The following is a 26,184-nucleotide window of genomic DNA, read 5'->3' as shown; positions in this document are numbered from 1 at the left end:
CACTGATTTTCGTCGTTTAAGCGGGTGCCAAGTCCTCGATGGCGTTGTAAAAACTGTCGCGTTGAAACGGCTCGAAGCCGGCTTCGCGGATGGTTTTTTCCATGGTTTTCACGGTCTGCGATTGCGGGGTGGTCGCGCCGGCCATGTGGAAGATTTTTTCCTCCATAATCGTGCCGTGGAGGTCGTCCACGCCGTAGTTCAGCGAGAGCTGCGCAAGCGGGAGTCCCATTGCAATCCAGTAGCCGGTGATGTGGTCGAAATTATCGAGGTAGATGCGGCTGACGGCGAGGTTGCGGAGTTCGTCAAAGGCGGTGGCGGGTGGAATGTGGGCCATCTCGGTGGTTTCTGGGACAAAGGCGAACGGGACGAAGCCGGTGAAGCCGCCGATGTCGTCCTGGAGTTCGCGGAGCTGGCGGAGGTGGTCGACCCGGTGCGCCGACGTTTCGAGGTGACCGAAGAGCATGGTGGAAGTCGAACGCCCGCCCATTTCGTGCCAGGTGCGATGGACTTCGAGCCATTCGGCGCCGGATTCTTTGCCGCGGCAGATCTGGTCGCGAATCTCGGGGTCGAAAATTTCTGCGCCGCCGCCAGTGAGCGAGCCGAGACCGGCTTCGCGGAGGAGTTCCAGCGTTTCGCGGATGGATTTCTTAAAAACGCGCTGCGCAAGGTGGCGGATCTCGATGGCGGTGAAGGTTTTTAGATGCAAGTCGGGGTCGAGTGCGCGCAGCGAACTGAGGAGTTCGAGATACCAGTCGCCCTTCAAAGTGGGATGCAAACCGCCGACCATGTGAATCTCGGTGATGCCCTGGGCGAGCGCTTCCTTCGTTTTGGCGATGACTTCGGGGATGGCCATCTCGAAGGCGTGCGCGTCGCGTTTCCTCGCGGCAAAGGCGCAGAACTGGCAGGAGAGGATGCAGAGATTCGAATAATTGATGTAGCGATTGAGAATGTAGGAGGCGCGACTTCCATTCTTCTGACGGCGCACATGATCGGCGATGAGGCCGATGGCCTGGAGGTCGTTGGAGGCGTAGAGGGTGAGCGCGTCCTGGTCGCTGATGCGGACGCCTTCGACGACTTTGGCAAAAATGGGCCGAAGATTGGCAGGAAGGAGTCGGTCGAAAAAGGCGTGCATGGACTTTGTGAAAGTTTTCACAATCCGGGGTTTATTCAAGAAGACATCCGAGTGCGACTCGAATCTGGACGCAACTTTCCCGCCGACGCGCAGTTCCAAATGGGAATGACTTGTGCCCTGCCGAGGATCGGAACATCGTTGTCGCTGGTGAGTTCCCCTGCCCTGCCCGACATCGAAAATGAGCGCGATCTGGCTCTCATGCGCCTGATCGCGTCGGGTGATGAGTCGGCAATGCGGGAACTAATTGAGCGTCATCAAAATCGCGTTTATGGGACGATTGTGCGGATGCTTGGCTCGGAGCGCGAGGCGGAGGATTTGGCACAACAAGTCTTTGTCCGCGTCTGGAAATCATCAGGTCGCTACCAGCCGAGTGCGAAATTTACCACGTGGCTCTACACCATTGTGCGGAATCTGGTTTTCAATGAATCACGCCGTCGGACCCGGGCGGATTTGCAGGATTCGGTGGACGACGAAATGCGCGACGACCAGCAAAAAACTCCCTCCGCCGAGTTGCTCGACGCGGAGAAAATGTCGGCGATTCAGTCGGCCATCGACGCTTTACCCGAGCAGCAGCGCATGGCGATCATCCTGCGACGCTATGAGGAAATGCCCTACGAAGAAATGGCCATCGTGCTAAAACAGACCGTGCCCGGCGTGAAAAGTCTGCTCTTCCGCGCGCGCACCGCGCTACGCGAATCGCTGGCAAAATATCTGGAGTAGCCATTTTTTTATTTCCGAAGTCTGCGGAGAAGCGCAGAGTCGCTGGCGTGCGCAAAGCGATTTACCCCGGGAGTTTCGATCCAATGACGTTTGGTCACCTGGATGTGCTGGAGCGCGCGGCGCATCTTTTCGATGAAATTATCGTAGCGGCGGCTTTCAATCGCTCGAAAGGCCCGCTTTTTTCGATGGAGGAACGGGTGGAACTCATCCGCGAATGCACGAGCCATCTCGGAAACGTGCGTGTGGTGCGTTTCGACGGGTTGCTGGTCGATCTGGTGCGCGAGGAAAAAGCGGTGGCCGTCGTTCGCGGACTCCGCGCGGTGTCGGATTTTGAATTCGAGTTCCAAATGGCTCTGATGAATCGCAAGCTGGAGGCCTCGTTCGAGACGATTTTCCTGACTCCGAAAGAGGATTACACCTACATAAGCTCGCGAATCGTGAAGGAAGTGGCCCGGCTCGGCGGCGATGTCTCGCATTTCGTGCCCAAAGTCGTCCTACAGGCGCTGACCCGGAAATTTGCCGTCAGCTCCATCGGATAAATTCCTGACTGGCGTTTCCCGTTTTCTGCCAGAAATTAGCTGCATTATGAAAGTCCATCTCAACCAAATACCGCCGGAGGGTCTCCATCTCGAAGGGGATGAGGATCGTGATATTTTAGAGCTGAACGCCGAGGATTTGATCAAACCGGTCTCGCCGGTGCATTACTCGATTGACGTCGGATTGTCGGAAGGCGGGCTCTTTGCCACGGGCCAGCTTTCCGTGGGATTGGAAATGGAATGTGTGCGCTGCTTGCAGAAGTTTGAGCGGACATTTCACTTTGATGAATTTGCCACGCAAATGGAACTCACCGGACCCGAAATGATCGACTTGACGCCCGCCATGAGGGAGGACATATTGCTGGCCCTTCCGACCCACCCGCATTGCGATTGGGATGGCCAGACGATTTGCCCCGGCGTTCGTCTGACTTCGGTAGAAATCAATTTAACCGACGAACCAATTACGTCCAACGCTCCCAAGGCGTGGGACGCTTTAGACCAATTACAGATTAGACCAAGGAGTTAACATGGGAGTTCCAAAACGTAAAACCTCGAAAATGCGCTTGCGCACCCGCCGTGCGGCCAACCGCTGGCATGCCCCTCAATTCGGCAAATGCGGCCAGTGCGGCAGCCGGAAGCCATCCCACATTGCCTGCGCCTCCTGCGGCTACTACAACGGCCGCCAAGTCCTCACCATCGAGGGCTGAGCCACGAGCCACATTCCAATCTTGCGAGATGCCACTGTGATTTGATTCACTGGCATCTCGTTTTGTTTATGTTGAAGAATAGGATGTTACTCGAATGAAGGTTGCCCTCGACGCAATGGGCGGCGACTTTGCCCCAAAAAATGAAATCGCTGGAGCCATTCAGGCGCTTCAGGAGTTTCCTGAAATTGAAAAACTCTATCTGGTCGGCGATGAATCCGCCATTCGACTGGAACTCGAATCACAAAAATTCTCCGATCCGCGCATCGAGTTTTTGCACACCACGGAAGTCGTCCTGATGACCGATGCCGCGCTCGACGCGGTGCGGAAAAAGAAAGATTCCTCCTTAGCGAGAGCAATGGAACTCGTGAAATCCGGCCACGCCGACGCCTTCGTCTCGGCGGGTCACACCGGGGCGGTCGTCACCGCCGCACAGATCAAACTCCGCACATTGCCCGGCGTGGATCGTCCCGGTATCGCCACCGTCATGCCGACGGAGACCAACCTTTTTCTCATCATAGACGCCGGGGCGAATCCCGATCCCAAGGCGATGCATTTGCTCCAATACGGCATCATGGGCTCGGTTTATTCCAAGCACGTTCTCGGCTACGAAAACCCGTCCGTCGGCCTGATGTCGATCGGCGGCGAAGATACGAAAGGCACTGGATTCACCAAGGAAGTTTTCCCGTTGTTGAAGCAGTCGGGCCTCAATTTCCGGGGCAATGTCGAGGGCCACGATCTCTTTGAAGACCCCGTCGAAGTCGTCGTCTGCGACGGCTTTGTCGGCAATGTCGTCCTGAAAACTTGCGAATCCATCGCTGTCGCCATCATGTCGTGGCTCAAGCACGAACTCGTGAAAAGCCCCATTCGCATGGCCGGCGCTTATCTGGCGAAAGGAGCCTTCCGCGCCCTGAAAAAACGCATCGACCCCGACGAATACGGCGGCAGTCCGCTCCTCGGCGTCAATGGCATCGTCATCATCGCCCATGGATCGAGCAGCCCGCGTGCGATGAAAAATGCGATTCGAGTTGCAGTGGAATCTGTTTCCCACAAAGTAAATCCGCACATTGTCGAGCAGATCGCCGCTTACGATGCGCGTTTCGCCACACCTCATGAAGCTGCGTCCCATTCAGCCCCGTAGGCCCGTCTCCATCGTCGGAACCGGCAGTTATGTTCCCGAGAAAATCCTGACCAACGCCGAGCTCGAAAAACTCGTCGAGACCTCCGACGAATGGATCGTCAGCCGCACCGGCATCAAGGAACGCCGCATCGCCGCCGACGGCGAACAGACCAGCGACATGTGCGTTTCCGCAGCCCAGCGCGCGATGGAACAGGCCGGGGTCACCGCTGAAGAGATCGACATGATCATCGTGGCCACGGTCACGCCCGACACGTTTTTCCCCGCCACCGCCTGCTGGGTGCAAAAGAAACTCGGCGCAAAAAATGCCGCCTGCTTCGACCTTTCCGCCGCCTGCTCCGGCTTCCTCTACGGTATTGAAGTCGCCCAGCAATTCATCTGCAACCACACCTACGAGACCATCCTCGTCATCGGTGCGGACAAACTGAGCAGTTGCGTCGATTGGACCGACCGCAACACCTGCGTGCTCTTCGGCGACGGCGCGGGCGCAGCCATTTTGCAATCCCGCGAGGGCACCCACGGCATCCTCAGCACCGACATGGGCAGCGACGGCAACTACTCCGACATCCTCATCATGCCCGGCGGTGGCTCGGCCTGTCCCGTCACGCCCGAGAACTTCGACGCGCATCTGAACACCATCAAGATGAACGGCAAGGAGACCTACAAACAAGCCGTCACCGCCATGCTCCGCGCCGCCACCACCGCGCTCGACGAGGCCGGCATCACCACCGACCAGATCGCCTGCGTCATCCCGCATCAGGCCAACATTCGCATCATCGAGGCCATCGCCGACCGAATGAAACTCCCCATGGACCGCTTCTTCGTAAACCTCGACAAATACGGCAACACCTCCGCAGCCGCCGTCGCCATCGCGCTAGACGAGGCCAACCGCTCCGGCCGCATGAAAGAAGGCGACTACGTCCTGTTAGTCGTCTTCGGCGGCGGCCTCACCTGGGCCAGCTCGGTCATTCAATGGTGAGTCATGCTGATCGACACTCATGCGCATCTGGATTACCCGGATTTTGCGCCGGATTTTTTGGAGATTCTGGCACGCGCGGCGGAGTCGGGTGTGACTCGGATGGTGAGCATTGCGACCGGACTCGAGAGCAGCCGGGCGGTGATCGGGCTGGCGGAAATGCACCCGCAAATTTTTCCGGTCATCGGGATGCATCCGAATGCGGTCGATGAGGAGCCGGATGATTTTCAGTCGAGTTTGAGGGAAATGGCGGCCAGCCATCGCATCGCGGCTATTGGGGAAACCGGATTGGATTATTATCGCAACGAGACGGACAAACAGAAGGTGCGGCAGGCAGTTTTCTTCCGTCAGCAACTGGAGCTGGCGGCGGAGTTTCATTTGAATGTGGTCATTCACCAGCGCGCGGCTTGGGACGATACCGTGGCCATTCTCGCGGAATATGGCAGCCAGATTCGGGCGGTTTTTCACTGTTTTGGCGAGGACCTGGATCGGCTCCGGCAGGTGATCGACATGGGGCATCTCGTTTCCTTTACCGGCATCGCGACGTTTAAGAATGGCGAAAACATGCGCACCGCTGCACGGGCGTTGCAGCCGGGTCAATTCATGGTCGAGACCGACTGTCCGTATCTGGCCCCGGTCCCGTTTCGCGGAAAGCGCTGCGAACCGGCTCACACCCGGCTCGTCGCAGAAACTCTCGCTGCCGCGCGCGGTGAGACGCTCGAAACATTTGCCAAACACACCACGGTCACGGCAGAATCTTTCTTCCAATTATGAATACCTCCACCAAACGCATTGCCCTCCTTTTTTCCGGTCAAGGCGCCCAGGCCGTCGGCATGGGCCAGGACCTCGCCGCCGCCTTTCCCATTGTCCAGGCACTCTTCAATGAGGCGGATGAACGGCTCGCTTTTCCGTTGAGTCAGATCGCTTTCACCGGTCCGGCGGAGGAATTGACCCGCACCTCGGTCTGTCAGCCCGCGCTTTACGTTCATGGGATCGCTTGTCTGAGCGCACTGCTGCAGCGGGTGCCGGACCTGACTTTTGTCGCGACAGCGGGGTTGTCGCTTGGGGAATTTACAGCGCATTGCGCGGCGGGGACGTTTGATTTTCCGACTGGACTGGAACTCGTGGCCCAGCGCAGCCGTTTCATGGAGGAAGCCTGCAACAGCACGAACGGCGGCATGGCGGCGATGATCGGCGGTGAGGAAAACGATGTGCGCTCGCTCGCCGCGCAGACCGATGTGGATGTGGCAAATTTGAATTGTCCGGGTCAGATCGTGCTCTCGGGCGAGGCGTCGAAGATCGCGCTGGCGGTGTCGATGGCCAAGGAAGCGGGCGTGCGCCGGGCGACGACGCTGAATGTGGCGGGCGCGTTTCACTCGCGGCTGATGGAGCCGGCGTATCAGAAATTGTCCACCGCGCTGGCGGCGACGACGATGAATGTGCCCTCGGTGCCGGTGGTCTGCAATGTGGACGCGGCGGCGGTGACGGAGCCAGGGCGCATTCGCGAAACGCTGGCTGAGCAAGTCACCGGCAGCGTGCGCTGGACGGAGTCGATCACCTACCTGCTGGACGAGTTGAAGGTCGATCTGTTTCTCGAACTCGGTCCCGGCGCGGTGATCGCCGGTTTGGTCAACCGTATCCGCAAGGACACGCCGGTGATTTCAATTTCCGACGTGGCCTCGCTGGAGAAAGCGGTCGCAGCGCTGACGGCTTAAGGCGTCTTAAGCCAGTTTCGCGTTGAGCGTGATGGTCGCGTTGAGCAATTTTGAAATCGGGCAGCCGGCTTTGGCTTGGCCCGCGCATTCCTGAAATTTCGCGTCGTCGATTCCGGGAACGGTGGCAGTCAGATCAAGATGGCTCGCGGTCACGGCAAAGCCGCCGTCCTTTTGCTCCAGTGTGATGGTGGCGGTGGTTTCGATTTTTTCAGGAGTGAATCCCGCTCCGCCCAAAATCATGGAGAATGCCATCGAGAAGCAACTCGCATGAGCGGCGCCGATGAGTTCCTCGGGATTGGTGCCTGCCTCGCCGTTTTCGGCCTCGAAGCGGGCTTTGAAGGAATATGGTTTGCCGACGAGTGCGCCGGATGCGGTGGAGATGGTGCCGGTGCCTTCCTTGAGGCTGCCCTGCCAGATGGCGGATGCTTTTTGTTTCATAATGATTGGGTTGTAAGTGGAATCTATTCGTTCCAGAACGGGCGGCGGGATGCGAATCTTTATTTCAATCCGAGAAAACGGGCGAGCTCGCGGACGGCGGGAGCGGCGGAGTAACCCCGGCGCAAGGAACGGTGGATAATGGCCAGTTTTTTTGCTTTCCGGTCGGCTTTCGGATCGATGTGGCCGACCAGCTCCAGCCCTGCGAGCACGGGCAGCGCGTAGTAGCCGCGGACGCGTTTCTCCGGAGGCACATAGACTTCCCAAGTGTAGTCGAAGTCCCACAGGCTGCGGGTGACGCGCCGGTGGTAGATGAGCGGATCGAGCGGCGCGAGCAAGAGTGGAATGGAACTCGGATCAGCGGCGAGGTCGAGCAGCGGGAGGTCGCTTTTCAGGCAAAAGAGCGGTGGGCATCCGTCCACGGCGATTTCCTGAATATCGTCTGCAACCAGTGGAATCTCGGCCCGCAAGAGCGGAGTCAGACGCCATTGACGGAGCTTGAGCAAAGTGATCCAACGGGCCGTTTCCGTCGGCGACGGCTCGGGTCGGGCGAGGATGGCAGCGGGCAGCACGCGCTCGGGGAGGTCGTAGAGTCGCCGCTGATTTTCCCGTCGAGAGATGAGGATACGACCGTGAAAGAAGAGTTTGTGCAGCGTGGTTTTGGCGAGTGTGGCGTGAGTTCCCCAGCCGTGCGCGTCGCGTTCCTTGTTTGCAATCGAGTCTGAGGCAAATGGCCCGCGCGCGGCGAGTTCGGCCAGAATCTGCGGCGCGAGCTCCGTCTGGCGCTCGTCCAATTTTCCCGACCAGGCACTCTCGTATTCGGTGCGCTGGCGCATGGCGGATTGCAGAAACGGCCACGCGGAAACGGGCAGTGCGGCGAGGTTGTTGCTGTGCGGCAGATGATGCTCAAAGGCGGTGCGCTCCTCGGCAGGCAGCGGCTGGGTGCCGTGCAAGTGGCGCATGAGGTCGCCCTCGCGGTAATCGGCGACGCGGTTTCGCAAAATGAGATCGTGCATTCGCCCGCAGACATTGATCGGGTCGATCTGGATGAAGCCGTGGTGAGTGAGAACACTCTCCAAGTCCGCAGCCGGGGCGTCGAGAAGCACGGCGTGCCGCTGAAATCGCCGGGCGTCGGCTGGAGAAAGGTGAAGCGCAGGCACGCGATCAGTTTATCGAAACGTGGCCGTTTTGCAGGCGAGTTCCATCGTTATGGACAACAAAAAACCGGACCCACTTGCGCAGGTCCGGTTTTTTTGATTCGAGTTAGAGCGGACTCTATTTTTTCTTGTTGTCGCCGGGACGATACTCTTCCTCGGCAGCCGCGAAGGCTTGTTCGAGGCCGACCATGTCTTCGCCGGGACGCATGTTGTCGAAGGCTTCGCTCTCGCGCTTGAGCTCTTCGTCGCTGTAGTTGGCAGCCTTGATCGAGAGACCGATGCGGCGCTCGGCTTTGTCCACCTTGATGACGCGGGCTTCGACTTCGTCGCCCACTTTGATGACGTCCTTGACCTTGGCCACGTGGTCTTCGCTAAGTTGCGAGATGTGGACGAGGCCGTCGATGTCGCCATCGAGAGCCACGAAGGCTCCGAAGCTGGCGAGTTTGGTGACTTTGCCTTTGACGAGATCGCCGATCTTGTAACGGGTGTCGATTTCCTTCCAAGGATCGTTCTCCAGTTGCTTCATGCCGAGACTGATGCGCTGGTTGGTTTTGTCGATGTCGATGACGACGGCTTCGATTTCGTCGCCCTTTTTCAGCATTTCGCTTGGGTGATTGATCTTGCGAGTCCAACTGAGATCGGACACGTGAACCATGCCGTCGATGCCTTCTTCAAGCTCCACAAACGCGCCATAAGCGGTGGTGTTGCGGACCTTGCCTTTGACTTGCTTGCCAATGATGTAGCGCTGTTCGATCTCGTCCCATGGATTTGGCTCGAGCTGACGCAGGCCGAGCGAGATTTTCTGCTCGTCTTTGTTGACGCCGAGAACGGCGGCTTCGACTTCCTGTCCGATCGTAAGCACGTCGGATGGACGGGCAATGCGTTTGGTCCAGGAGAGTTCGGAGACGTGGATGAGGCCTTCGACGCCCTCTTCGATCTGCACGAATGCGCCGTAAGGAACGAGGTTGGTGATTTTTCCCTTGATGCGAGCCCCGGTGGGGAAACGCTCTTCGATTTTGTCCCAAGGATTGTTTTGGGTCTGCTTGAGACCGAGCGAGACGCGCTCTTTTTCCTTGTTGATGTCGAGAACGACGACTTCGATTTCCTGGCCGACTTTGAGAAGTTCGGAAGGATGGTTAAGGCGGCTCCAAGTCATATCGGTGATGTGCAGGAGGCCGTCCATGCCGTTGAGGTCGATGAACGCGCCGAAGTCGGTGAGGTTCTTGACCTTGCCCACGACGGTGGAGCCGATGGCGACTTCGCCGAGGAATTTCGCGCGCTGTTCGCTGCGTTCGGCCTCGATGAGTTCGCGACGGGAAAGAACGACGTTTTTGCGGTCGTCGTTGATTTTGACAATTTTGAAGTCGTAGGTGTTGCCCACGAATTGCTGGAGATCCTTGGGAGGAATGATGTCGATCTGGGAGCCGGGTAGAAACGCCTCGACGCCGATATTAACAATGAGGCCGCCTTTAACGACGGAGCGGACTTTGCCTTTGATGAGACCGTCGCCGTGAAACACTTTGACGATTTTTTCCCAGTTCTGACGATAAGCGGCTTTGGCCTTCGAGAGGATAACCATGCCTTCGTCGTTTTCGAGGCGCTCGAGGAGCACTTCGACTTCTTCGCCGACTTCGAGACTTTCAACGTCATCGAACTCGGATGAGGGAATCACGCCCTCGGATTTGTAGCCAATATCGACGAGCACTTCGCGGTTGCGAATCTCGAGGATGCGGCCTTTGACAATACTGCCTTCGCGGAAATCACGCATGGATTTCGCGATCAGGTCCTTCATTTCAATCATAACATTTGCTTTCTTCCTGCCACGGTTGCCTTGTTTTTAACATTTCAACACACCGTCTCGCACACGCGGGAAAGTGTTCCCCTGCCTTTGCAAGGGGCCGAGAAACTACGCTCTTTCCCCTTGCTGGCAACTTGAAATTGTCTCATCCGAAAAACAAAACAGGCGACTCCCATCGGAATCGCCTGTTTGTAAAATTTTAGATTCGAGTTGCAGCTTATTCGGAAGCCAGTTTTTGGCCCGGTTCCATGACCTTGGCCAGCAGCGCGGTGGCTTGGGTGGGAATGGAAACGACCTCTGTCTCGGACTCAGCGGTCTCAGTTTTTGGCCAGGCCACTTGCCAGGCGAGGCCGAGTTTTTCGAGGGTCCAGATGAGGTATTTGGTGGCGTCGATTTCCCACCATTGCAGACCGTGCGCGGCGCATTTCGGCTTGGCGTGGTGATTGTTATGGAAGCCCTCGCCAAAGGAACCGAGGCCAACCCAGAAGTTATTGCGGCTGGCGTCGGTGGTTTCGTGCGTACGATAGCCGAGGCTCGGCATGTGGCAGATGGAATTCACTGCCCACGTGAAGTTATAAAGCACCAGCATGGGAAAATAGAGACACCAGAGCAAACCAGCGCCACCAAGGGTGAAATAAAGGGTCAGCGCCACAAGAATATGGGGCACGACGTAAAACATCGGGGTTTCCAGAATCTTGCAATACCAGATCTTGCGAACGTCCGAAGCATAACGCAGAGAGCGCAGGCGGAAGCTCTCCGGTTTCCGAACGAGCCACATCATATGCGCATAAGGGAAGCCATGGAGCGGGCTGTGAATGTCCTCATCGGTGTCGGATTTGAGATGGTGATAACGATGGTCGCCCACCCAGGTTACCGGATCGCCGGAAAGGCAAACCGCCGAGCCCATGGCCCAGAAAAACTTCAGCCATTCCGGCATTTCCATTCCGCGATGAGTCAGATAACGATGCAAATAGAGTGTCGTGCTGAAGCAGCCCCAAGCATAAATCGGGATCATGATCGCGAGGTAGAAGAGCTGGAAATGATGCAGCAGGGCGAAGACACCCGCGACTTGAATGGCGATTAAAGCTATGAGGATGACAGCTTGAAGTTTATCGTTCTTAAACATGGTGTTTTAATGAAATGAGGGTTTTTCCCTGATGGCAAGGAAGCGGCTAAAGTGGCTCAAAATGCGCTTTTCGGCAACATTAAGTTTTCCCATGCGCGCTCCCCGTTCCATTCGCAGCTGAGTGAAGAAGCTCCACACGTGGCCTTAAAATTGCTCGACGATAGCTTGAACTATGATAAACTCTGCGCGGCTCGATTCTGGCTTATGAAACATCGCTTCCTTTCTCTGGTCCTGCTTTCCGCAGCCCTCTCTTTTACCGGCTGCTCCACGGTCTCCAAAATGGCGGCAAATCTCTCGGACAAAAAGAAAGCCGACGAGCTTGGCCGCAATCCCGAGCAGATGCGCATCTCCACCGATGCGGCCATTTTTCAGCCCGTCGTCCGGGTCGATGTGCCGCAGTTTGCCGGGTTGCAGACTCCGCTCGTGGGCGGCAGCCGTCAGCGCGGCAGTGCGAACGATCACTCCATTACCCTGCCCCGGTTTACTCCGGTGAAAGTCCTCAGCAACAACGGCCGCAACGCCCTCGTGCAGATCGCCAGTGGCCAGCGCGGCTTCATTCCCGCCGCCTGCATCGCCAGCGAATCGGAGATTCTCGCCAGCGCGCAACCCGCCATTCCCGTCCAGCCCGCGGCGAATCCGCAGGATTTGTACGTACCCCAAATCGACACCGGCGACGCTCCCGTGGATCAGGCGATGCTGAATAACATCGACAGCATTCCCCTGCCCGAATCGGAAAAACACACGCCCCAACATCCTGAAGGTCAGGACGTGGACGGCATCGTCATTCGCAACCCCGGCACGGCGGTGCCGACGCCTGCACCGGCTGCTCCGAACACTTCCGCGCAGGCTGACTAAGCGGCCCATCCACGCACCATGCCTGCGGTCAATACGTTTCCCTTTTATCTCTGCGTCTTCGGCAGCGGGCTTTTGCTCGGCTTGATTTTCGCGCTGATGGCCTGGAACAACGCCCGCGTCGCCCGCAATGAGCGGAATAAATTCAAGATGATGCTCGGCGAGAAAATGGAGATCGAGGCCGCCTCATCGGCGAAACTCAAAGCCGAGTTGGAGTCGCTTCGGAAGCAGAACGAAAACCTGCGCATCAAGATTTCTGAGTTGAATCAGACTCCCGAGAAACGGCTCCAGCGCGAGTTGGAGATCTATGCGCGGGCGGAAAAACGGCTCGTGGAAAAGTCGCCCGGCTTTCCCGCCGCTTGGGAAAGCGCCAAGCTGGAATCGCATGACGAACTGGCCTTGGAAGAATCCGGGCAGACGCTGCCAAAGCGGATTTTTCAGAAATTCACCGCACTGACCGGCGGAAACCGGATCGCGGACATCGACAAAATCTAGGAGCTCGCGCTCGAGTAACGGCGCAACGCGACTTTCCAGAAGAGCCGGCTCAGGACAACCACTGTGCCCGAGGCGAGGGCGAGCTGGAGAAAAAGCGCGGGCGTGTTTCCGAGATTCATCAGGACGCGAGCCGGAGTGTTCGCGACGATGATCACCGGAATCGCGAAGCTGAAAATCGCCCGAAACACCCCGCGAAAAACCACGTCGGGATAGCGCGCGATGTTGAAGAGGTTGTAATACCCATGGATCACGCCCTGCGCGCGCACGATCCAAAAGCTGACCGTCGCCAGCGAAAACATGATCGAATAATGAATGCCAATCCCGAACACGACGGCCCCGGCGTAGGCCAGAATCTGCCAGAGCGAGGGTTGAATCCCGAGTTTCACGAGAGAAAAAATCACGATCGCGACGCCGACCAGGCTGTTGATAACGCTGTCGGCTCCGAAGCGGCTCGTGGAGACGATGAATTGTGAATCCACCGGTTGCAGGAGGAGGAAATCCAGTTTCCCGGTGCGGACGAGTTCGGGCAGATTCGCGAGGTTGGTGTAGAAAAACGCTTGGAAAAGCTGGCCGATGATTTGATGCGTTCCGACGAGGAGCACGACCTGCCATTTCGACCAATCGCCGATTTTGTCCACGTAGTTGAAGAGGACTTCGATGAAAAAAATCTGGCCGACGAACCAGAGCAGCTCGACCGCCATCCAGAGCAGGAAGTTCGCCTTGAAATTCATCTCGCGAATCAGTGAATTGCGAAAAAGCATCTGGTAAATCTCGAAGTAGCGGCGCATTCAATTATAGAAGACCGTGCGGCGCGACCGGCGTCAAGACCCACCCATTTCAATGCAACTCCCATGAAACTGCCCCTGATTCTTTGCGTCTGCCTGCTGGCCGTTTGGCCGTCGCAGGCCATCGACATCGTCACGCTTTCCGGCAAGAAATATTTCGACGTTCACGATGTGCAGGTGCGAGGAAATCAACTCACTTTCACCACGGACAGCGACATTGTGCGCGTGCCGCTGGCCGATGTACCGCCCGCGTTGAAGGCGCGTTACCTGCCGAAATCGACGCCCGCTCCGGCGGAGGTGGTTCGACCGCAACTCGACTCAGCGACGCCCGCTCCCGTCGTGGCCGCGAACCCGACCGGGCTTACTCCGCACGATCTGGTGGTGAACACCGGCAATAAATATCTAACTCAAATGGCCGCCGACTTGCAATCGACCCGCACGAGCGCGGCGGCGACGTATTCGGCGGCGAGTGCGTTCCCCATTTCGCAGATCGACGACGCGCGGAAGGACGCCCTGGTCAATGGCCGCGCCGTGGCGTTTTTCATTCTCGACGACACTCTGCTGGGAGTCCCGTGTGTGGCCAGTGAGGCGAATCCGAAGGGTGCATTCGCGCATTTTTTCCAGACTTTCAGCCGCAGTGTGACGCCGGTTTTCGTATTTCCAACGCGCGATCTGGCGAAGCTGCCGGACGTTCTCACCATTGCCCTCGGCAAACCGGCGGCGGTTCCGGCGCCGCGGGTGATTTTCACCAATTCCGACATCAGCGAGATGCTCTACGATCTGACTTTGAGTTCTCCCGCGCTGACGGTGGCGCAGCGCGACGAGGCGATCTATCCAGCGGTCGGCATGATCAAGCGCTGGTATGTGAAGATTGCCAACTCGGTTCCATAAAGACGGCGGAGGCAATTCCCCGGGAGCACACGCGTCTCGCGTGTTCCCTTTTTTGCGTCTCACGAAAGGGCTTTGTTCGTAAGTAGTCCTCTCGCGGAGAAAGCTTTGAGGCGAGACACCTCAAAGGACACGCGAGACGCGTGCGCTCCCGGAAGAACGTCTTCCCAGATTGACGCCGCCCTGGTTCTCGCCGATGGAGACGGTCCTCAAATGATTGCCCTTCGCGAAGACATCCCCGGCGACCTCGGTGAACGCGTCGGCGGGATGTTTTCTCCGACGGGTCTGCTGGCGAAGGCGAAAAACTTCGAGCATCGCCAGGAGCAGCAACAGATGGCGGCGCTCGTCGCAGGTGCGTTAGAAAATCAGGAACACCTCATCGTGGAGGCCGGCACGGGCGTGGGAAAGTCGCTGGCGTATCTCATTCCCGCCGTGCTTTACGCGCAGGAGGCGAAGAAAAAAGCGGTCATTTCCACGCACACGATCAATTTGCAGGAGCAGTTGATTTATAAGGACATCCCGCTGGTGCAGAAGATTTTGCCAAACGAGTTTGAGGCGGTTCTGCTGAAGGGCCGGCACAACTATTTTTGCCCGCGCCGGCTGGAGCGTGCGCTGTCGCAGGCCGGGGAACTTTTCACCTCGCCGGAGCAGGAGGAATTGAAACGCATCTGGACCTGGAGCCAGACGACGAAGGACGGCACGCTCTCGGATTTTTCCATCGAACCGGACAGCCAGGTGTGGAGTCACGTCTGCAGCGAGCAGCATATTTGCACGCCGAAATCGTGCGGAGCCGACGGGAAATGTTTCTACCAGCAGGCGCGCAAACGCTTCCTCTCCGCCGACGTCGTGGTGATGAATCACACGCTTCTTTTCATGCTCCTCGGCTCGCCGGCAGAGTTGGGCGACAAGGAGAGCGGATTCCTATTTGCGAATGATTTTCTGATTCTCGACGAAGCGCACACGGTCGAGGCGGTGGCCGCGAAACATATCGGACTCGGCGTCTCGCAATACGGCCTAAAGCACGCGATCCAGCGGCTTTACAACGCCAAGACGAAGAAGGGACTTTTCACGATTCTGGGCGACGGCGACGGCGTGCGCCAATCGACGCGGGCCTTCGAGCAAGTGGACACGTTTTTCGATTCCATCGAGGAAGCGTGCGATTTCAAAAAGGGCCGCGAATACCGTGTGCGCCATCCGGAACTGGTTGCGGACACGATCACGAGCACGCTGGCGGATTTGCAAAATGCCGTCGTGAATTGCCTGAAACGGGTCGATGACGACATGACCAAGGCCGAGCTGCAGGACATGGGCCGCCGGGTGCGCGACGCGCGGCTGGGCATCGCGGATTTCCTGAACCAGCAGGCGGAGCAGAGCGTGTATTGGGTGGAGAAAACCGGGAAAGCCGGCACTTCCATCGCACTCAACGCCGCGCCTATCGACCTCTCGGCGCATCTCCGGCAGATGTTTTTTCGGGAGAATAATTCGTGCATTCTTACCAGCGCCACGCTGGCGACGGGCCGCGGCGACCTCGATTACTTTCGGACTCGCATGGGCGCTGACGACGTGACCGGTGAGATGATTGGAAGTCCCTTCGACTACGAGAAGCAGATGAAGGTGTTTGTGGTCAAAAAGATGTCCGACCCGCGCGATGCCGACTACGAGGACGCGCTGCAAAAGTGGATCGCGCATTTTCTCGAGCACAGCAACGGGCGCGCGTTTGTGCTTTTCACCAGCTACAAAACGCTCCAGTCGCTTGCGGAAAAAATGGAAGGCTACTTCGCGAGATCGAAGTGGAATTTCCTCGTGCAAGGCAAGGGCATGCCGCGCCACCGGCTCGTGGAGGAGTTTAAGTCCACTGGAAACGCCGTCCTTTTCGGCACCGACAGCTTCTGGCAGGGCGTCGATGTGCCCGGCGAGGCGCTGAGCAATGTCGTCATCACGCGGCTGCCGTTTGCGGTGCCGGATCACCCGCTGATCGAGGCCCGGCTAGAGCACATCGAGTCGCAAGGCGGCGATCCGTTTTCGGAGTTTTCTTTACCCGAGGCGATCCTGAAATTCCGCCAGGGCGTGGGACGGCTCATTCGCACGCAGCAGGATCGCGGGATCATCGTCGTGCTGGACAACCGGATTCTGACCAAGCAATACGGCAAGGCGTTTCTCAATTCCCTGCCCCCATGCCCGGTGGAGATCGTCTGAGAAAGACTCGTCAAATCCAAGTGCGTGACCCATCTTCCATTTCGATGACACCCCGCAGACAGCTCTCACCCCGACGCAAGGGCGTTTATTATACGGGCCTCGGCTTGGCGACATTGGGCGGGCTGATTTTTGCGTCCTGCTTCGTGTCATTTGCACTCCATTTTGGCGACTTCAGCATGGGTGTGAACTTTGGCCGTTCCATGGCGATTCGCGGTTTTGGCGGGATGGCGCTAATTGTTTTGGGAATGATTTTAGCAGGTTTGGGAAGGGCTGGCGCGGCGGGGTCTGGCATCGTTCTTGACCCCGAAAAAGCACGACGCGATGTGGAGCCGTGGTCGCGAATGCAGGGCGGCATGGCGAAGGACGCGCTGGACGAGGCAGGCATTTCCCTAGGCGCTTCCAGCGATCGGCGCATCAATCACCTGCCGCTCGACGAGCAGCTTCGCCGCCTTTACCAACTGCGCGACGACGGCATCATCACCGAGGACGAATACACCTCGAAGAAACGCCAGATTTTGGAGAGAATGTAGTGCGCGCTTACATCATCAATCTCGACTCCGCGACGGATCGCTGGGCATCTGTTTCCCAGTCGTTTGCTGGCACACAGTTCGACATTCACCGCGTCTCCGGCGTCAATGGCCACGCCTTGCAACTGCCGATTCCCGAGTATTCGGAGGGACTTTATCGCTGGTTTCACGGGCGCCCCACGAGCCTGGGTCACGTCGGTTGCTATCTCAGTCACGTGAAGGCGATGCGGGAATTTCTCACGAGCGAGGACGATTACGCGCTCATCGCCGAGGACGATCTCACGCTCGAACCCGACTTCGAGGCCGCCATTCAGGAGGCGATGCATTACCACCGGAGCTGGAACATTCTGCGCCTGACCGGTCTCTCCCGAGGCAAACCCGCCGTGATCGGGAAACTTTTTGGCCACTACCAGATTTGCATCGGCTTTGGGCGGCTGAAGGGCACCGGTGCCTACGTCGTGGACCGCCGCGCCGCGGAAGCGCTGGTCGAAGGGCTCATTCCGATGCGACTCCCGATCGACCACGCCATGGATCGCGAATGGTGCTTCGGCCTGAGCGCGGCCTACATTTACCCGTTTCCCGCGTCGCAGACTGAGACCGGCTTTAAGTCCTCCATCCAAATCGGGAAATCGCTCAAGCTCTCCTCGTTTCGCCGCTACCTGGCGACTTACCCGTATCAAGTTTACAACGAAATCAGCCGCTGGCTCTTTCGCGGCTGGCACTATCTGCGCGCCTAGCGTTGCAGCCAGGCCACGTCGCTCAGGATGCCAGTTCTGCTGACCGTGCGCACGGCGACCGACCGCACCACATCGCTTCCGCTCGGCCAGGCGACGCCCGTGTTCGTTGAGCCGATGATTTGGCTCGTCCACCCGGTCGTTGTCTGCCATTGCACGAGGTAGCTGGCCACATTCGACTGCGACTCACCCCAGTCCACATAATGCGAGCCCTCCTGGATCTTGGAAACCAGCGCGGGTTTCGACGGTTTGTCGCGGTCCAGCCAGGGCGAGGCCGGCACGAGCGCGAGGGTGGCGTAAGTCGTCTTTGCCAGCGCTGTCGCGATGCCGCCGCGATTCTGCATGAGCGATTTGTTGCTCCAATGAATGTGCCCCGCGTCGCCGCGCCCCCGGCGAATCGTGTTGATCTGCCGTGCCTGCTCGGCGGCGTTGCGGCCCGCGCCGATCCGCTCGGTGGCGATGCCCGGCCAGAGATGGCGGCCCGTCGCGTTTTGCTCGCTCCACCAGTCGTAAAGTTTCGTAAAACTCTGCCCCGGCGAATCACTCGTCCAATACAACTGCGGCGACAAATAATCCACCCAGCCCTTTTGCAGCCAGAGCTTCGCGTCGCAAGCCAGCGACCCGTAGGCATCCACTCCCGCCGTCGTTCCCTCAGGCACGCCCGGACGCCAGATTCCAAACGGGCTTACCCCGAAAAGCACCGTGCGTTTCTCGCTCTTGATCGCCGAGTAGAGCCCGGAAATGAAGCGGTCGATATTCTGCCGCCGCCACTCCGCTCGCGCCAGGCCGCCGCTGTATTTCTTGTAACTCGCCCCGTCGGGAAACTCCGCGCTGCCCGCCGGATACGGATAAAAATAATCGTCCAAATGCACCCCGTCCACGTCGTAGCGACGCACGATGTCGAGGATCACCCGCTGCACATACTCCCGCGCCTCCGGCACACCCGGATCGATGAAAAGCTGCGTCCCAAATCGCCGAATCCACTCGGGATGCCGCTGCGAAATGTGACGCTCCGACATTCCTCCCTCCGTCGTTGCGAGCGCGCGAAAGGGATTCACCCACGCGTGCAATTGCAGCCCGCGCCGGTGCGCCTCCGCCACCGCAAACGCCAGTGGATCGTAACCCGGATCAGCCCCCATGCTGCCCGTCAGCCAGGCCGACCAAGGCTCCATCGACGACCGATAAAGCGCGTCGCTGTTGGGCCGCACCTGGAGAATGACAGCGTTGAGTTTCAGTCGTTTCGCGTTGTCGAGGATGGCCACGAGCTGCGCCTGCTGCACCGAGGCCGATGTATGACTGCTCGACGGCCAGTCGAGATTAAACACCGTCGCCACCCATGTTCCGCGAAACTCCCGCATCGGCTCCGGCGGCACTGGATTTTGCGCGGCAGCGTGGGTGATCAGACCCAAAACCGCGGCCAGAATAAACGCCGCACGCCTGATAACCATGGAACTCGACTGGAAGAAAAACACAGCCCTCTCATAACACAATCACCCGACCAAAGGAACGGCGGAATGTTTGACCCAGCCCACAAAATTCCCCAGCCTCATTCGCATGAGACTCGTCCTCTTTTTTCTCCTCATCGGAGTCGCATCGTTATCGGCCGAACCCGTCCTTGTCGCCGCCGCATCCGACCTCCAATTCGTTCTCCCCGAGCTCATTGCCCAATACCAGACCACTCATCCTGACGTGAAAATCGGCCCCACCTACGGCGCCTCCGGCAAATTCTACGAGCAACTCAAAAACGGCGCGCCCTTCGATCTCTTCCTCTCCGCCGACGCCGCATTTCCGAGAAAATTGATCGCCGACGGACTGGCATCCGAGTCCGATTTCTTCCTCTACGGCACCGGCCACCTCGTCCTTTGGGTGCCGAAAAACTCCCCTCTCGATCTTCCGAAACAAGGTATCCGCGCCCTGCTCGATCCGTCGGTGAAAAAAATCGCCATCGCCAACCCCGACCACGCCCCCTACGGACGCGCCGCCGTCGCCGCCCTGCGCTCGCTCGGCGTTTACGACGCCGTGAAAGACCGCCTCGTCCTCGGCGAAAACGTCGTGCAAGCCGCCCAATTCGTCCAAACTGGCGCCGCCGAAGCCGGCCTCATCGGACTCTCACTCGCCCTCGCCCCGAAACTGCAGGCCGAGGGCCGATACTGGGAAATCCCCTCCGATGCCTACCCCCGGCTGGAGCAAGCCGGCATTCTCCTGCGCAACGCCCCGAACGCCCCCGACGCCCGCGAATTCAAACTCTGGCTGCAAACCCCAGAAGCCCAGATCGTCTGGAAAAAAGCCGGCTTCACCCTGCCAGCGGAGTAAAAAAGCCACAGTCTGTGGCGTGGGGGCTGCTTGTAGAAGGGACACGATGCGTTTTCCATTTCACTTCAAGTCGATTCACCTCGCCAGTCTGGCCTTGCTCCTCTGGTCCGGCCTCGCCCCGGCGCAACTTCCGAAGCCGGGAACGCCGGAGAAACGCGGGCTCGATGGCATCGCCACGAAGGCTTGGGGCGACTTGAGCAACAAATATTTTTCCAACCTCGGAGTCCGCGCCCTGACGATCAATCCGCCCGCCTGGCAGCACGCGGAGACGGCGAATTTCATCTACCACTTTCGCAGCGCGGTGGCCGCGACCGAGGCGTCGGTCGAGGCGGAGTTTTATTACCGGGTGATCGCCGCCGACTTGAAAAAAGAGAGCGCGACCTGGCAGCGCAAGGCCCACATTTTCATCTTCGAGAACGAGGCGGAATGGGCGGAGTTTCAGAAATCCGGCGGGCTCGATCCCTGGACCGGCGGATTGCAGACGGGCAGCGAATTGTTTGTTTTCCGCGATGGCAAGGCGCGCTGGAAGGGTCGCACACTGGGGCATGAGATCGCGCATCTGGTGGTGAGCCGGTTTTTTCCGGGTCAGATCCCGCTCTGGCTAAACGAGGGCTACGCGGAAAACGTCTCGCGCAAGGCCTACGCCGCGTATTACCGGGCTCGCGGTTACGCCAGCAAACCGGGCGGCGCGCTCGTGCCACGGGCGAGTTACATCCCATTGGAGCGCCTGATGAATCTGCAAAGTTACCCGACAGACGCGCACGAGGTGGAGACGTTTTATGGCGAGTCCGACGCGCTGGTGCGGTTTCTGGTGGGCAAGGATGACGACAAGTTTCTGAAATTTTTCGGTCTGCTGGCGACCGGCGCGACGAACGACAGCGCGCTGGCTGCGACGTATTTCGGAGATTTTTCCTCGGTCGCGAAGCTCGATGAGGCGTTTCGCAAGGACACGGAAAACGACGGCGTGCTGGCCCGGAAGTGGTAGGTTTTTTCTACGCAAAAGGGCGGCCCTCTGTTTAGATGCCGGTCCTTCCTATGAATTCTCTTTTTGATCTGACGGGTGATGTGGCGGTGGTGATTGGCGCGACGGGTGTGCTCGGCGGTGCGCTGGCCGAGGGGCTGGCGGCGGCGGGGGCGACGGTGGCGGTACTTGGTCGCAGCGCCGAACGCGGTGAATCGTGTGTGACTCGAATCAAAAACGCGGGTGGAAAAGCGCAGTTTTTTTCCGCCGATGCGATGGACCCGGCGAGCCTGAAGCAGGCGCACGAGGCCATTCAAGTTGCATTCGGATCACCGACGATCCTGGTGAATGCCGCCGGTGGAAACAACCCGAAGGTGACTGTGACCGCCGAGAAAGCGTTTGAATCCATCGCGCTGGAAGATTGGAAGGAAAGCTTCGATCTCAATCTGGCGGGCGGCGCATTTTTGCCGTGCCAGGAGTTTGGCCCGGCGATGGTCGCAGCAAAAAAGGGCAGCATCATCAACATCGCCAGCGTCTCGGCGCATCTGCCGTTGAGTCGAGTCGTGGCCTATTCAGCGGCGAAGGCGGCGGTGTTGAACTTGAGCCAATTTCTCGCCCGCGAATGGGCTGCGAGCGGCGTCCGTGTGAACACGCTCACGCCCGGTTTCTTCCCGGCGGAACAAAATCGCGCCCTGCTTTTCCAATCCGATGGAACTCCCACGCCGCGTGCGCAGTCGATCCTCGGTCACACGCCGATGGGCCGTTTCGGGACATCGAATGAACTCATCGGCGCGGTCATTTTCCTCGCCAGCGCGCAGGCCAGCAGCTTCGTCACAGGAATCGACCTCGCCGTCGATGGTGGTTTCTTGAGTCAAACCATTTAGCCCCAAATGAGCACCACCGTTTCCCCCGCCGCCGTTCGCGACATCGTCACGCAGGCTTGTCCGAAGGCGAATTATCTCGGCAAGAAAATCCTCCTCGTCGTGCCCGATGCGACCCGCGGTTGCCCGCTCGGGATGGTTTTCAAGGCCGTTCATGAACAGCTCGCTGAGGTCACTTCCGCCATCGACGTGATGATTGCCCTCGGGACGCATCCGCCAATGAGCGAGGAGGCGATTTGCGAACGCCTGGAGATCACGCTGGACGAGCGACGGACGACTTACAGTCGAATGCAACTCCTCAACCACGAGTGGGACAATCCCGCCGCGCTGCGCAGCCTGGGCATGATCACTGCGGACGAAATCTCCGCGTTGACCGACGGGTTGTTTGCGATGGAAGTCGAGGTGAAGATCAACAAACTCGTCTTCGACTACGATCAAATCGTCATCATCGGCCCGGTTTTCCCGCACGAAGTCGTCGGCTTTTCGGGCGGAAACAAATATCTTTTCCCCGGCATCGGCGGACCGGAAATCCTGAATTTTTTCCACTGGCTCGGCGCTGTTGTCACGAACCCGATGATCATCGGCAACAAATGGACGCCCGTTCGCAAGGTCGTGGATCGCGCCGGGGCGCTGGTGAATGTGGACAAGCTGTGCTTCTGCATGGTGGTCGAAAAAGGCGAGCTCGCCGGGCTCTATTCCGGCACGCCGGAGGGCGCGTGGGATCAGGCGTCGGAGCTGTCGCGGCAGTTACATATCGTTTACAAAGAGAAGCCGTTTCACACGATTCTCTCCTGCGCGCCGAAGATGTATGACGAGCTCTGGGTCGGCGGCAAATGCATGTATAAGCTTGAGCCGGTGCTGGCCGACGGAGGCGAATTGATCATTTACGCGCCGCACATTCACGAGGTCTCGGTCGTTCACGGGAAATTGATCGAGGAAATCGGCTACCACTGCCGCGACTATTTTCTGGCCGATTGGGACCGTTTCAAGGACAAGCCTTGGGGCATCCTGGCGCACAGCACGCACGTTCGCGGCATTGGAAAAATGGTCGATGGCGTCGAGCACTGCCGGGCGAAAGTCACGCTCGCGACAGGTATTCCGCGGGAGATTTGCGAGAAGATCAACATGGGCTACCGCGATCCGAGTTCCATCGATATCGAGAGCTTCGCCGACCGCGAGGACGAGGGCGTTCTCCTCGTGCGCAAGGCCGGGGAAATGCTCTATCACCTGCGCCAGCAACCCGCATGGGCCGGAGGAAATCTCCCGAAATGAGCCTCTACATCGTCATGGGAGTCGCCGGGTGCGGCAAAAGCAGCGTCGCGTCCCAGCTCGCGGAGAAAACCGGCGGCCTTTTCCTCGACGGGGACGACTTTCATCCGCTTGCAAACAAGGCAAAAATGGCCGCCGGCACGCCGCTGACCGACGAGGATCGCTGGGGCTGGCTAGACACGTTGAATCGCGAATTGAAAGCGCGGCAAAGCCTGGCGACACCGGTTTTCCTCGCCTGCTCCGCGCTGCGCCAAGTCTATCGCGACCGGCTCGCCGCAGGTTTGGCGGGGCTGCGATTCATCTATTTGCACGGCACGAAGGAGCTCATCCGCTCCCGGCTTGTGGCGCGTCAGAATCACTTCATGTCCCCCGCCCTGCTCGACAGCCAGTTTGCCACTTTGGAAGAACCGACAGACGCGATTGTGGCCGAAATCGCCGATCCAGTGCCGATGATTGTGGAAAAAATCCTCGCCCAGCTCGGATAAATACGGCCAAAACGCCGCGTATTACGCATTTACAGGGTAAATAAGTTTCGCCAACAGCGAAGCTGATTTCCGTTTTTATTGTCTTACATACCGCTTAAAGTCCCGTTCAAATGAAATTTCCCCAGCCTCATCCGTTCTTTTGCCTGCTTTTGTTTCTTCAGTCTTCTTGGCTGATGGCTGACACGATTGTCCTAAAAACCGGCGAACGTCTCGAAGCTAAGATCACCAAGACCACCGACACCACGGTCGAAGCGGAGGTGAAAATGAGCGCGTCGATCACCGACGTGCGGGTGATTCAAAAAGCGGACATCGCCAGCATCGAAAAACCCGATCCTGCCGAGGCGGAATTTGCCGCTGTGAAAGCCGCCGGACCGGGGCCGAATTCATTCACACCCGCCGATTACGACACGGCGATTCACACCAAGATCAATGCCTTCATCGGCAAATATCCCACGAGCCCACACGTGGCGGAGGCCCGCGAAATGATCGCCACCTTGGAAAAGGAAAAAGAGCGCGTCGCCTTTGGTGAAGTGAAGATCGAAAACATCTGGTACACGCCCCAGGAAGTGGAGAAACAAAAGGATCAGATCAACGCCACGCTGCTTTTGCAGCAGATGATCGCGCTGGGTCAAGCCGGCGATTCTCTCGGAGCTTTGAACCTTTTCACCAAGCTGGAAAAAACCTATCCCGGTACCCGCGCCTATCCGTCAGCGGTGGAATATGCGCAGCAGTTGATCCCGAATGTGCAGACGGAGGTCACCACGAAAAAGGCGATTTTTGCCAACGAAATGATCGAGCGCAAGAAAGGCATGGAACTGCTGCCCGACTTCAAAAAGGCACCGCTGATCGCTGCCGCCGCCTCTGAGGAAGCCAAGGCCAACGCTGCCCTCGAAGCCGCAATCAAGGCCGGCACAAAATGGACCCCGATTTATCCGCGGAACCAGAAAAGCCTCGATGAATTGCAAAAAACCGTCACCGCCGAGAACACCAGGCTGGCGGCGATCAAGACCGCCCCGATGCTCGCCTCCATCGCCGCCGTGGACGAGGCAAAGAAGCAAATGGCCGCTGGCGATCTGCCCGGCGCGACCGCTTCCCTGCAAACAGCGTCCAGCCTCTGGAGCGCCAATTTGCTTCTGAAAGACGCCAACGCTCAACTCACCCTTGCCAAGGCGACTCCGATTCCAACGCCCACGCCGAGTCCAACGCCAAAGGGCGCGATGAAAACGCCGTTGCCGAGGAAGCCGTAGGGTTTTCAGGTAAAAAAACGCTTCCAGACCTGCGGCAGTTTCTCCTAGTCTGCCGCCATGTCCCGAAGCGCCCTGATCGAACGCCATACCGCTGAAACTCAAATCCGCGTGGAGTTGAACCTCGATGGCACGGGAAAGGCAACCGTCGCCACCGGCATCGCGTTTCTCGATCACATGCTGAACTTGTTTTCCAAGCACAGTCTGATTGATCTCAACGTCCAGGCGAAGGGCGACCTCGAAGTGGACTTCCATCACACTGTGGAAGATTGCGGGATCAGTCTCGGCCAAGCCGTCAGCAAAGCTCTCGGCGATAAACGCGGGATACGCCGCTACGGTTTTGCCTATCTGCCGATGGATGAGACGCTCGCCCGGGTCGTGATCGACCTGAGCGGACGCCCGTTTCTGGAATATCGCGCCCCGCAAAACGCGTCGCCGATTGGCGGCCAATTCGAGTTCCAGTTGGTTGAGGAATTTTTTCGCGGATTCGCGGTTCATGCCGGGGCCAATCTCCACGCCGAGATTCTCTACGGACGCGACTCACATCATTTGGCCGAGGCACTTTTTAAAGGCTTGGCCCGTGCGCTCGACATGGCCTGCCAGATCGATCCCCGAGTCACCGGCATTCCCAGCACCAAAGGCGTGCTTTAACGGGGAGCGCACGTCTCGTTCGATGGCGAGAACCGGCCCTTTCGCGAGACGCAAAAGGGAACACGCGAGACGCGTGCGCTCCCGAAGAATTACGTGTCGAGACGCGAAAAAATCTCACTCTGGACGCGGTACATTTCCTCGTGATCGGACGGGGTCTGGTCGTCGAAACCACGCAAATGGAGCAGTCCGTGAAGAATGTAGAGCGCGATCTCCTGGAGCGGAGTTAGATCGTATTCGCCGGCATAAGACGCGGCGGTTTCGGCACTAATCAGAATCTCGCCGTGTTCAAAAGTCAGAACATCGGTCGGCCCAGAGATGCCCATGAATCTCAAATGGAAATCCGCTATCGCACGGTCTGAAACGAGTGAGATCGCTATCTCGTCGAGCTGGTTGAGAACGTCGCTGGGTTGGGGCGTCAATTCGCCAACTGCCTTCAGAGCCCGATCGGCAAATTTCCTTAAAAACG

General features: G+C 58.4%; 29 protein-coding genes. 21 read left to right on the top strand and 8 right to left on the bottom strand.

What is annotated here, in order from left to right:
- Nucleotides 1-16 precede the first annotated feature (16 nt).
- The gene (mqnE, locus tag ABIT76_08040; GenBank protein ID MEO7933094.1) at nucleotides 17-1,153 is read right to left on the bottom strand and encodes an aminofutalosine synthase MqnE; all 1,137 of its coding nucleotides are present in this window, start codon (nucleotides 1,151-1,153) and stop codon (nucleotides 17-19) included.
- A gap of 30 nt (nucleotides 1,154-1,183) precedes the next feature.
- Between mqnE and ABIT76_08035 the strand changes: the two genes are divergently transcribed.
- From ABIT76_08035 to fabD, 8 genes are all read left to right on the top strand, one after another.
- A complete protein-coding gene (locus ABIT76_08035) occupies nucleotides 1,184-1,852 on the top strand; it encodes a sigma-70 family RNA polymerase sigma factor (protein MEO7933093.1) in 669 nt (222 codons plus the stop codon).
- 47 nt (nucleotides 1,853-1,899) lie between these two features.
- Nucleotides 1,900-2,391 (top strand): pantetheine-phosphate adenylyltransferase, encoded by a 492-nt coding sequence (coaD, locus tag ABIT76_08030; protein MEO7933092.1) that lies wholly within the window; start codon nucleotides 1,900-1,902, stop codon nucleotides 2,389-2,391.
- Nucleotides 2,392-2,437: 46 nt separating this feature from the next.
- Complete coding sequence (locus tag ABIT76_08025; protein ID MEO7933091.1) at nucleotides 2,438-2,914, top strand: DUF177 domain-containing protein; 477 nt, start codon at nucleotides 2,438-2,440, stop codon at nucleotides 2,912-2,914.
- A gap of 1 nt (nucleotide 2,915) precedes the next feature.
- Nucleotides 2,916-3,095, top strand: a complete 180-nt coding sequence (gene rpmF, locus ABIT76_08020; protein ID MEO7933090.1) for a 50S ribosomal protein L32 — start codon at nucleotides 2,916-2,918, stop codon at nucleotides 3,093-3,095.
- A gap of 94 nt (nucleotides 3,096-3,189) precedes the next feature.
- A complete protein-coding gene (plsX, locus tag ABIT76_08015) occupies nucleotides 3,190-4,233 on the top strand; it encodes a phosphate acyltransferase PlsX (protein ID MEO7933089.1) in 1,044 nt (347 codons plus the stop codon).
- Nucleotides 4,205-5,209, top strand: a complete 1,005-nt coding sequence (locus tag ABIT76_08010; GenBank protein ID MEO7933088.1) for a beta-ketoacyl-ACP synthase III — start codon at nucleotides 4,205-4,207, stop codon at nucleotides 5,207-5,209. Before plsX ends, ABIT76_08010 begins: the two co-directional genes overlap by 29 nt.
- 3 nt (nucleotides 5,210-5,212) lie before the next feature.
- Nucleotides 5,213-5,980: a TatD family hydrolase gene (locus tag ABIT76_08005; protein MEO7933087.1), complete on the top strand. Its 768-nt coding sequence runs from the start codon at nucleotides 5,213-5,215 to the stop codon at nucleotides 5,978-5,980.
- Entirely contained in the window at nucleotides 5,977-6,921 is a 945-nt protein-coding gene (gene fabD, locus ABIT76_08000; GenBank protein ID MEO7933086.1) for an ACP S-malonyltransferase, read from the top strand. Before ABIT76_08005 ends, fabD begins: the two co-directional genes overlap by 4 nt.
- Before the next feature lie 6 nt (nucleotides 6,922-6,927).
- Here the strand turns inward: fabD and ABIT76_07995 are convergent, their stop codons facing one another.
- The 4 genes from ABIT76_07995 to ABIT76_07980 form a co-directional block, all read right to left on the bottom strand.
- Nucleotides 6,928-7,359 carry an OsmC family protein gene (locus ABIT76_07995; protein ID MEO7933085.1) on the bottom strand — a complete coding sequence of 144 codons (432 nt, stop codon included), beginning with the start codon at nucleotides 7,357-7,359 and terminating at the stop codon, nucleotides 6,928-6,930.
- Nucleotides 7,360-7,418: 59 nt separating this feature from the next.
- Nucleotides 7,419-8,516: a crosslink repair DNA glycosylase YcaQ family protein gene (locus ABIT76_07990; GenBank protein MEO7933084.1), complete on the bottom strand. Its 1,098-nt coding sequence runs from the start codon at nucleotides 8,514-8,516 to the stop codon at nucleotides 7,419-7,421.
- A 115-nt stretch (nucleotides 8,517-8,631) separates the two neighbouring features.
- Nucleotides 8,632-10,314: a 30S ribosomal protein S1 gene (locus ABIT76_07985; GenBank protein MEO7933083.1), complete on the bottom strand. Its 1,683-nt coding sequence runs from the start codon at nucleotides 10,312-10,314 to the stop codon at nucleotides 8,632-8,634.
- Between the two features lie 214 nt (nucleotides 10,315-10,528).
- Nucleotides 10,529-11,437 carry an acyl-CoA desaturase gene (locus ABIT76_07980; GenBank protein ID MEO7933082.1) on the bottom strand — a complete coding sequence of 303 codons (909 nt, stop codon included), beginning with the start codon at nucleotides 11,435-11,437 and terminating at the stop codon, nucleotides 10,529-10,531.
- Nucleotides 11,438-11,641: 204 nt separating this feature from the next.
- Here ABIT76_07980 and ABIT76_07975 point away from each other — a divergent pair, with 204 nt between their 5' ends.
- Both ABIT76_07975 and ABIT76_07970 read left to right on the top strand, forming a co-directional pair.
- Nucleotides 11,642-12,292, top strand: a complete 651-nt coding sequence (locus ABIT76_07975; GenBank protein MEO7933081.1) for a hypothetical protein — start codon at nucleotides 11,642-11,644, stop codon at nucleotides 12,290-12,292.
- An 18-nt stretch (nucleotides 12,293-12,310) separates the two neighbouring features.
- Nucleotides 12,311-12,784, top strand: a complete 474-nt coding sequence (locus ABIT76_07970; GenBank protein MEO7933080.1) for a hypothetical protein — start codon at nucleotides 12,311-12,313, stop codon at nucleotides 12,782-12,784.
- Here the strand turns inward: ABIT76_07970 and ABIT76_07965 are convergent.
- Nucleotides 12,781-13,572 (bottom strand): ABC-2 family transporter protein, encoded by a 792-nt coding sequence (locus ABIT76_07965; protein MEO7933079.1) that lies wholly within the window; start codon nucleotides 13,570-13,572, stop codon nucleotides 12,781-12,783. The genes ABIT76_07970 and ABIT76_07965 overlap by 4 nt on opposite strands.
- A gap of 63 nt (nucleotides 13,573-13,635) precedes the next feature.
- Between ABIT76_07965 and ABIT76_07960 the strand changes: the two genes are divergently transcribed.
- The 4 genes from ABIT76_07960 (at nucleotide 13,636) to ABIT76_07945 (ending at nucleotide 17,917) form a co-directional block, all read left to right on the top strand.
- A complete protein-coding gene (locus tag ABIT76_07960; GenBank protein ID MEO7933078.1) occupies nucleotides 13,636-14,460 on the top strand; it encodes a hypothetical protein in 825 nt (274 codons plus the stop codon).
- Between the two features lie 210 nt (nucleotides 14,461-14,670).
- The gene (locus ABIT76_07955) at nucleotides 14,671-16,653 is read left to right on the top strand and encodes a helicase C-terminal domain-containing protein (protein MEO7933077.1); all 1,983 of its coding nucleotides are present in this window, start codon (nucleotides 14,671-14,673) and stop codon (nucleotides 16,651-16,653) included.
- Nucleotides 16,654-16,796: 143 nt separating this feature from the next.
- Nucleotides 16,797-17,183, top strand: a complete 387-nt coding sequence (locus ABIT76_07950; protein ID MEO7933076.1) for an SHOCT domain-containing protein — start codon at nucleotides 16,797-16,799, stop codon at nucleotides 17,181-17,183.
- The gene (locus ABIT76_07945) at nucleotides 17,183-17,917 is read left to right on the top strand and encodes a glycosyltransferase family 25 protein (protein MEO7933075.1); all 735 of its coding nucleotides are present in this window, start codon (nucleotides 17,183-17,185) and stop codon (nucleotides 17,915-17,917) included. The genes ABIT76_07950 and ABIT76_07945 overlap by 1 nt, the downstream gene beginning before the upstream one ends.
- On the opposite strand, the gene ABIT76_07940 is transcribed toward ABIT76_07945, so the two are convergent.
- Nucleotides 17,914-19,362 (bottom strand): family 10 glycosylhydrolase, encoded by a 1,449-nt coding sequence (locus tag ABIT76_07940; GenBank protein ID MEO7933074.1) that lies wholly within the window; start codon nucleotides 19,360-19,362, stop codon nucleotides 17,914-17,916. The genes ABIT76_07945 and ABIT76_07940 overlap by 4 nt on opposite strands.
- A 106-nt stretch (nucleotides 19,363-19,468) precedes the next feature.
- Here ABIT76_07940 and modA point away from each other — a divergent pair, with 106 nt between their 5' ends.
- The 7 genes from modA to hisB all read left to right on the top strand — a co-directional run bounded on the left by modA (nucleotide 19,469) and on the right by hisB (nucleotide 25,718).
- A complete protein-coding gene (gene modA, locus ABIT76_07935) occupies nucleotides 19,469-20,227 on the top strand; it encodes a molybdate ABC transporter substrate-binding protein (GenBank protein ID MEO7933073.1) in 759 nt (252 codons plus the stop codon).
- A 46-nt stretch (nucleotides 20,228-20,273) separates the two neighbouring features.
- The gene (locus tag ABIT76_07930; protein ID MEO7933072.1) at nucleotides 20,274-21,212 is read left to right on the top strand and encodes a hypothetical protein; all 939 of its coding nucleotides are present in this window, start codon (nucleotides 20,274-20,276) and stop codon (nucleotides 21,210-21,212) included.
- A 50-nt stretch (nucleotides 21,213-21,262) separates the two neighbouring features.
- On the top strand, nucleotides 21,263-22,072 hold the full coding sequence (locus ABIT76_07925) for an SDR family NAD(P)-dependent oxidoreductase (protein ID MEO7933071.1): 810 nt from the start codon (nucleotides 21,263-21,265) through the stop codon (nucleotides 22,070-22,072).
- 6 nt (nucleotides 22,073-22,078) lie between these two features.
- Complete coding sequence (locus ABIT76_07920) at nucleotides 22,079-23,341, top strand: lactate racemase domain-containing protein (protein MEO7933070.1); 1,263 nt, start codon at nucleotides 22,079-22,081, stop codon at nucleotides 23,339-23,341.
- Complete coding sequence (locus ABIT76_07915) at nucleotides 23,338-23,823, top strand: gluconokinase (GenBank protein ID MEO7933069.1); 486 nt, start codon at nucleotides 23,338-23,340, stop codon at nucleotides 23,821-23,823. Before ABIT76_07920 ends, ABIT76_07915 begins: the two co-directional genes overlap by 4 nt.
- A gap of 110 nt (nucleotides 23,824-23,933) precedes the next feature.
- Nucleotides 23,934-25,070, top strand: coding sequence for a PTPDL family protein (locus ABIT76_07910; protein ID MEO7933068.1), 1,137 nt, complete (start codon nucleotides 23,934-23,936; stop codon nucleotides 25,068-25,070).
- A gap of 57 nt (nucleotides 25,071-25,127) precedes the next feature.
- Nucleotides 25,128-25,718, top strand: coding sequence for an imidazoleglycerol-phosphate dehydratase HisB (hisB, locus tag ABIT76_07905; protein MEO7933067.1), 591 nt, complete (start codon nucleotides 25,128-25,130; stop codon nucleotides 25,716-25,718).
- A gap of 89 nt (nucleotides 25,719-25,807) precedes the next feature.
- Here the strand turns inward: hisB and ybeY are convergent, their stop codons facing one another.
- The gene (ybeY, locus tag ABIT76_07900; GenBank protein MEO7933066.1) at nucleotides 25,808-26,137 is read right to left on the bottom strand and encodes an rRNA maturation RNase YbeY; all 330 of its coding nucleotides are present in this window, start codon (nucleotides 26,135-26,137) and stop codon (nucleotides 25,808-25,810) included.
- Nucleotides 26,138-26,184: the final 47 nt, after the last annotated feature.

Source organism: Chthoniobacterales bacterium, from assembly GCA_039930045.1.
Classification (GTDB): domain Bacteria; phylum Verrucomicrobiota; class Verrucomicrobiia; order Chthoniobacterales; family DASVRZ01; genus DASVRZ01.
Note: the sequence above shows the minus strand (reverse complement) of the source record. Positions and strands in the feature narration are given on the sequence as shown.

Coding starts and splice junctions, on each gene's coding strand:
- ABIT76_07925 (MEO7933071.1), top strand. CDS start 21,263: ATGAATTCTCTTTTTGATCTGACGGGTGATGTGGCGGTGGTGATTGGC.
- ABIT76_07910 (MEO7933068.1), top strand. CDS start 23,934: ATGAAATTTCCCCAGCCTCATCCGTTCTTTTGCCTGCTTTTGTTTCTT.
- ABIT76_07985 (MEO7933083.1), bottom strand. CDS start 10,314: ATGATTGAAATGAAGGACCTGATCGCGAAATCCATGCGTGATTTCCGC.
- rpmF (MEO7933090.1), top strand. CDS start 2,916: ATGGGAGTTCCAAAACGTAAAACCTCGAAAATGCGCTTGCGCACCCGC.
- fabD (MEO7933086.1), top strand. CDS start 5,977: ATGAATACCTCCACCAAACGCATTGCCCTCCTTTTTTCCGGTCAAGGC.
- ABIT76_07960 (MEO7933078.1), top strand. CDS start 13,636: ATGAAACTGCCCCTGATTCTTTGCGTCTGCCTGCTGGCCGTTTGGCCG.
- ABIT76_07980 (MEO7933082.1), bottom strand. CDS start 11,437: ATGTTTAAGAACGATAAACTTCAAGCTGTCATCCTCATAGCTTTAATC.
- ABIT76_08025 (MEO7933091.1), top strand. CDS start 2,438: ATGAAAGTCCATCTCAACCAAATACCGCCGGAGGGTCTCCATCTCGAA.
- ABIT76_08005 (MEO7933087.1), top strand. CDS start 5,213: ATGCTGATCGACACTCATGCGCATCTGGATTACCCGGATTTTGCGCCG.
- hisB (MEO7933067.1), top strand. CDS start 25,128: ATGTCCCGAAGCGCCCTGATCGAACGCCATACCGCTGAAACTCAAATC.
- ABIT76_07965 (MEO7933079.1), bottom strand. CDS start 13,572: ATGCGCCGCTACTTCGAGATTTACCAGATGCTTTTTCGCAATTCACTG.
- ABIT76_07955 (MEO7933077.1), top strand. CDS start 14,671: ATGATTGCCCTTCGCGAAGACATCCCCGGCGACCTCGGTGAACGCGTC.
- ABIT76_07940 (MEO7933074.1), bottom strand. CDS start 19,362: ATGGTTATCAGGCGTGCGGCGTTTATTCTGGCCGCGGTTTTGGGTCTG.
- modA (MEO7933073.1), top strand. CDS start 19,469: ATGAGACTCGTCCTCTTTTTTCTCCTCATCGGAGTCGCATCGTTATCG.
- ABIT76_07995 (MEO7933085.1), bottom strand. CDS start 7,359: ATGAAACAAAAAGCATCCGCCATCTGGCAGGGCAGCCTCAAGGAAGGC.
- plsX (MEO7933089.1), top strand. CDS start 3,190: ATGAAGGTTGCCCTCGACGCAATGGGCGGCGACTTTGCCCCAAAAAAT.
- ABIT76_07920 (MEO7933070.1), top strand. CDS start 22,079: ATGAGCACCACCGTTTCCCCCGCCGCCGTTCGCGACATCGTCACGCAG.
- ABIT76_07930 (MEO7933072.1), top strand. CDS start 20,274: ATGCGTTTTCCATTTCACTTCAAGTCGATTCACCTCGCCAGTCTGGCC.
- ABIT76_07970 (MEO7933080.1), top strand. CDS start 12,311: ATGCCTGCGGTCAATACGTTTCCCTTTTATCTCTGCGTCTTCGGCAGC.
- ABIT76_08010 (MEO7933088.1), top strand. CDS start 4,205: ATGAAGCTGCGTCCCATTCAGCCCCGTAGGCCCGTCTCCATCGTCGGA.
- ABIT76_07975 (MEO7933081.1), top strand. CDS start 11,642: ATGAAACATCGCTTCCTTTCTCTGGTCCTGCTTTCCGCAGCCCTCTCT.
- ABIT76_07915 (MEO7933069.1), top strand. CDS start 23,338: ATGAGCCTCTACATCGTCATGGGAGTCGCCGGGTGCGGCAAAAGCAGC.